Consider the following 4,465-nt stretch of genomic DNA (forward strand, 5'->3'; position numbering starts at 1 on the left):
TATCTGCAGGAGCTTTGAACGTGGACGGAAACAAATTAGTGGGAGGTAATTTCACCATTGATTTAAAAACAATCAAAGCATTGGATATCACAGATCCGGCGTACAACCAAAAGTTTATCGGCCACATCTCTTCAGGAGACTTTTTTGAGGTTGAAAAATTCCCAACAGCTAATTTTGTGATCACAAAAATCGCTGCAAACCAAATTACAGGTAACTTGACAATCAAGGGCATTACCAAATCTGTTTCATTCCCAGCTGAAATCTCAGTAAAAGGAGGAAAAGTGGCTGCCAAGGCTTCAATTACAATTGACCGTACAGATTACAACATTCAATACGGTTCAAAGAAATTCTTTGAATCAATTGGAGACAAGGCTATCATGGATGACTTTAAGTTAGTCGTTTCATTGGTTAGCGAATAAATTAATCCGCTTAAGAGCCGAGGTGTAAAATTTACACCTCGGCTTTTTTATAGTTAAACAAAATAATAAAGATGTCTATAATTAATGATTTAGCTTGGCGTTATGCGGCAAAGCGCATGAATGGCAACAAGGTACCAACCGCTAAAATTGAAGACCTGTTAGAAGCAATCCGCTTGTCTGCCTCAGGATTTGGCCTACAGCCATATCAGATTTTTGTGATTGAAAATCCAGAATTACGTGCACAAATTCAACCCATTGCATTTGGCCAACCGCAGGTTACGGAATCTTCGCATTTACTTGTATTTGCCGCATGGAATGAAATAACAGAAGAAAAAATTGATTCATTTATACAATTGGTTTCTGAAACACGTAACGTACCTGTCGCTAATTTAAGTGATTACCGCAAAGCAATTAGCGGAATGTTGAATCGTACGCAAGAAGCTCAGGCAAACTGGGCGGCTCGCCAGGTGTATTTGGCCATGGGAACAGCACTCGCTGCCGCAGCCCATTTTAAAATTGATACAACACCCATGGAAGGATTTATGCCTGCCAAATTAGATGAATTGCTCGATTTGTCGGCGAAAGGCTTGCATTCAGTATTGATGTTAGCAGTAGGTGAGCGTGATGCAGCTGCAGATTACATGACCAATGCTGCGAAAGTTCGGTATCCAAAAGACCAACTTTTCATTCGCATGTAATCGCACCAAATTCTTATTTAGTTAAAAGGCTCCTTCGGGAGCTTTTTTTTATCAGTTTTTTAGTCTAAATCCGAATGAACTAGTCACGCGTCGAATATGACATGACTTAGTTGACCGCTACTTTTATAAAGCAATCGCGACGCAAATTAAACTCACATTTTAACCCTAAAAAACAATGAGAAATGAATGGAATTCCTTGAACAATTTTACAAACTATGAACTTAGTTGGCACGAGCAAATGCACATAGAAGCCGGTGGTTTCTGGGAAATAGTGGGCATTATCTGTGGGGTATTAACGGTAGCAGCCATTATATACGTATTAGGTGGAGCCGCTGTATTATTAGCGCTACAATATTAATTCACATTTAAAAAAAAAGATAATGGAACTTGAAAAATTTAATCGATTTGCCTTGAGCGAATTGGAGATGCATGAAATCTCGGGTGGAAATTGGTGGTCTGACTTTAAGACTGGATTTATGGACGGTTTTAATTGGGCAACCGGGGTCGTATTGGACGCAGTTAGCTTTGTTGACAAACTGCGATTAGCCACACGATAAAATGAACCAGGACCCGTTACATGAACTAAAGGCAAAAATCAATCGTAAAAAACAATTGATTTCTGAGATACATCAAAATGTAACCAAAACTATCATCATAACAATAAATGGGCATTTTGAAATTACAAAACTGATTATTCAGCCAAACGTAGCACATAAAACAATTGAAGAGGAATTGCCATGCCTGATTTCGAATGGAATAAAATCCGTAAGTGAAAAGATTAATCGGGTTTTGATGGAATTTCAAGCAGCCAACTCGTAAGTTGGCTGCTTACAATAAATCCCGAACATCAACCTGAAAATAGGTGGCAATCGCCAGCAATCGTTCAACGCTCAATTTTGTTTTTCCTGACTCAAGCTTTGCATAGGTACTTTGCGTAATTTTTAAATTAAAGGCCACGGCTTCTTGTGAAATTCGGCGCTCCTCTCGTAAATTTTTCAGGTTAATCAGTAGCTTGGACATCTTCGATTTGGTAAAAACAAATCTACTTGAATCTAGCAGGCATTGAAGCTAAAAAACTGATATTGAAAAACAGTAAACTTATAACTTCAAAAATTCTTCCGATGAGATTACAGGTTCTAAACCCAATCGTGCTCCTTCGTGAATTAAGAGATCCCATCCAGAGGCCAAATCGTTTCGAATTTGTCCTTCTAAGATAGCCTCGCGAATGATCACTTTAATTTGGCCAATCTCTTTTCCAGGACCTAAATCAAACACATGCATGATGATTTCACCTGTGATGACGGGTTGAAAATTACGTAGCGAATCGCTGGCTTCTACCTCTTTTAGCTTTTCTTCTACCGTGTCAAAATTCCGCAAATAGCGTTTGACTTTATCCCCATTTTTCGAGGTGATATCGGCCCTACACAAGGTCATAAGTGCCTCAAGCTCATCTCCTGCTTCAAACAATAAGCGGCGCAATGCGGAATCAGTAATTTCTTCTTTGGAGAGCGCAATCGGTCTTAAATGTAGGCGGACTAGTTTTTGCACCAACTTCATTTTCTCATTTAGAGGCAATTTAAGTCGCTTGAAAATTACAGGTACTTGGCGTGCACCTATTTCTTCATGTCCATGAAATGTCCACCCTTTTCCTTGTACGAATCTTTTGGTTTGCGGTTTCGCAATATCATGTAAAATTGCTGCCCAGCGCCAAAATAAATCATCTGTATTGACCGAAATATTATCCAACACCTGAAGAGTGTGGTAGAAATTATCTTTATGTCCTTTGCCATCCTCCGTATCTACCCCCTTCAACTTCATAAACTCGGGGAAAATAATGGGTAAAATTCCACAAGCGTCCAACAGCAGAAAACCGTAGGAAGGTTTTTTACATAAAATAATTTTGTTTAATTCATCTGAAATACGCTCCATGGAGATAATCGACAAACGATCTTTCTCCTTTTGAAGTGCATCAAAAGTCTCAGGTAAAATATCAAAGCCCAATTGACTCGCAAACCGAATCGCACGCATCATCCGCAACGGATCATCCGAAAAGGTAATGCCCGGTGCCAAAGGGGTCCGAATACATTTAGCCTCAATGTCAGCTAAACCTCCAAAAGGGTCCAATAAATTGCCCCAATAAGCAGCATTTAATTGAACGGCTAGCGCATTAATCGTAAAATCTCTACGATTTTGATCATCCTCCAAGGTCCCTTCCATCACCAGAGGTTTCCGTGAATCGCGCTGATATGACTCCTTACGAGCACCCACAAATTCCAAATCCCAATCGTCCACTTTAAGCATGGCCGTACCAAAATTCTTAAATATAGATACCGCATGATCTGGCAACTCAAATTCCCGTGCAACTTGCTCAGCAAGTTCAATGCCGGAACCAATACACACAATGTCGATATCTTTACAAGGCCGACCTAATAAATGGTCTCTCACATAACCCCCAACTACATATGCATCTATGTTCAAGCGATCTGCCGCTTGTCCAATTTTTTTAAATATACCTTGCTCTATGATGGCTAATCCCTGCATACCTACGATCTAATCAGTGTAAATTCACCCCCAAGCCCTAATTTGACTATTTTTGAGGGCTTAGTACTTGCCTGCTTCGCCTTGGGAGCTTGTAAAATATAATCAACCTGATCTTTTATCTCGGCTGAAATAGAAGTAAAATCAATCGGTGATGGGCTACCCGAAATATTAGCCGAAGTCGAAACAATCGCCCGCTGATACCGATAAACCAAGCCCTTACAAAATTCATCTTTCACTAATCGAATGGCAATTGAGCCATCAGGACCTAATAAATGGGTCGATACATTTTTTCCTTTCGGATAAATAACAGTCAAAGGATCCTCCGCAAACTCAACTAAATCCCATGCAATTTCAGGCACCTCCTCCACATACTCGCTTAATTGTTCAATTTTTGAAATTAAAACAATCAATCCCTTCTCTGCAGGCCGTTGTTTGATTTGCCAGATTTTCTCAATCGCGGCATCCTGACGCACATCACATCCAAGACCCCAAATGGTATCACTTGGATATAAAATAACCCCTCCAGCTTTTAAAGATGCCAAAGCATCTTGGTACAGATTTTGCATAATGGGCACAAAGGTAGCAATGTTTGCCCGTAATTGGCTACCTTTGGGGTTTCAAAATCAACACACAATTTGATTTAAACATGTTGCGAATTCAAAATTCAATCAGTGCGAGTATTAGCCTTGGCCTTCGCCAACTGTTTTCCATAGAAGCGAATGACATTAGTCTTCAAGAAACCAAAAAGGAATTTGAAGGCACATTTACCTGCGTTGTTTTTCCCTATACGAAACAAGCAGGCATGGC

At 39.9% G+C, this 4,465-nt stretch carries 8 protein-coding genes; 5 read left to right on the forward strand and 3 right to left on the reverse strand.

The window, feature by feature from the left end; genetic code table 11:
• The 5 genes from AC1W6K_RS11600 to AC1W6K_RS11620 form a co-directional block, all read left to right on the forward strand.
• A partial coding sequence (locus AC1W6K_RS11600; RefSeq protein WP_481947610.1) for a YceI family protein occupies nt 1–419 on the forward strand: 419 nt, incomplete at its 5' end.
• A 71-nt stretch (nt 420–490) separates the two neighbouring features.
• Nucleotides 491–1,117, forward strand: a complete 627-nt coding sequence (locus tag AC1W6K_RS11605; RefSeq protein ID WP_481947611.1) for an NAD(P)H-dependent oxidoreductase — start codon at nt 491–493, stop codon at nt 1,115–1,117.
• A 175-nt stretch (nt 1,118–1,292) separates the two neighbouring features.
• On the forward strand, nt 1,293–1,475 hold the full coding sequence (locus AC1W6K_RS11610) for a hypothetical protein (RefSeq protein ID WP_481947612.1): 183 nt from the start codon (nt 1,293–1,295) through the stop codon (nt 1,473–1,475).
• Between the two features lie 22 nt (nt 1,476–1,497).
• Nucleotides 1,498–1,674, forward strand: coding sequence for a hypothetical protein (locus tag AC1W6K_RS11615; RefSeq protein ID WP_481719881.1), 177 nt, complete (start codon nt 1,498–1,500; stop codon nt 1,672–1,674).
• A 1-nt stretch (nt 1,675) separates the two neighbouring features.
• A complete protein-coding gene (locus AC1W6K_RS11620) occupies nt 1,676–1,936 on the forward strand; it encodes a hypothetical protein (RefSeq protein WP_481719883.1) in 261 nt (86 codons plus the stop codon).
• 9 nt (nt 1,937–1,945) lie between these two features.
• On the opposite strand, the gene AC1W6K_RS11625 is transcribed toward AC1W6K_RS11620, so the two are convergent.
• The 3 genes from AC1W6K_RS11625 to AC1W6K_RS11635 all read right to left on the reverse strand — a co-directional run bounded on the left by AC1W6K_RS11625 (nt 1,946) and on the right by AC1W6K_RS11635 (nt 4,224).
• The gene (locus tag AC1W6K_RS11625; protein ID WP_481719885.1) at nt 1,946–2,137 is read right to left on the reverse strand and encodes a helix-turn-helix domain-containing protein; all 192 of its coding nucleotides are present in this window, start codon (nt 2,135–2,137) and stop codon (nt 1,946–1,948) included.
• A gap of 78 nt (nt 2,138–2,215) precedes the next feature.
• On the reverse strand, nt 2,216–3,658 hold the full coding sequence (locus AC1W6K_RS11630; RefSeq protein WP_481719887.1) for a CCA tRNA nucleotidyltransferase: 1,443 nt from the start codon (nt 3,656–3,658) through the stop codon (nt 2,216–2,218).
• Between the two features lie 2 nt (nt 3,659–3,660).
• Nucleotides 3,661–4,224 (reverse strand): L-threonylcarbamoyladenylate synthase, encoded by a 564-nt coding sequence (locus AC1W6K_RS11635; protein ID WP_481719889.1) that lies wholly within the window; start codon nt 4,222–4,224, stop codon nt 3,661–3,663.
• Between the last annotated feature and the right edge of the window lie 241 nt (nt 4,225–4,465).

Source organism: Aquirufa sp. (assembly GCF_964796385.1).

What these genes read in the sequence shown, in the direction of transcription:
- AC1W6K_RS11615 (WP_481719881.1), top strand. Translation starts at nt 1,498, where the DNA reads ATGGAACTTGAAAAATTTAATCGATTTGCCTTGAGCGAATTGGAGATG.
- AC1W6K_RS11625 (WP_481719885.1), bottom strand. Translation starts at nt 2,137, where the DNA reads ATGTCCAAGCTACTGATTAACCTGAAAAATTTACGAGAGGAGCGCCGA.
- AC1W6K_RS11605 (WP_481947611.1), top strand. Translation starts at nt 491, where the DNA reads ATGTCTATAATTAATGATTTAGCTTGGCGTTATGCGGCAAAGCGCATG.
- AC1W6K_RS11630 (WP_481719887.1), bottom strand. Translation starts at nt 3,658, where the DNA reads ATGCAGGGATTAGCCATCATAGAGCAAGGTATATTTAAAAAAATTGGA.
- AC1W6K_RS11610 (WP_481947612.1), top strand. Translation starts at nt 1,293, where the DNA reads ATGAGAAATGAATGGAATTCCTTGAACAATTTTACAAACTATGAACTT.
- AC1W6K_RS11620 (WP_481719883.1), top strand. Translation starts at nt 1,676, where the DNA reads ATGAACCAGGACCCGTTACATGAACTAAAGGCAAAAATCAATCGTAAA.
- AC1W6K_RS11635 (WP_481719889.1), bottom strand. Translation starts at nt 4,224, where the DNA reads ATGCAAAATCTGTACCAAGATGCTTTGGCATCTTTAAAAGCTGGAGGG.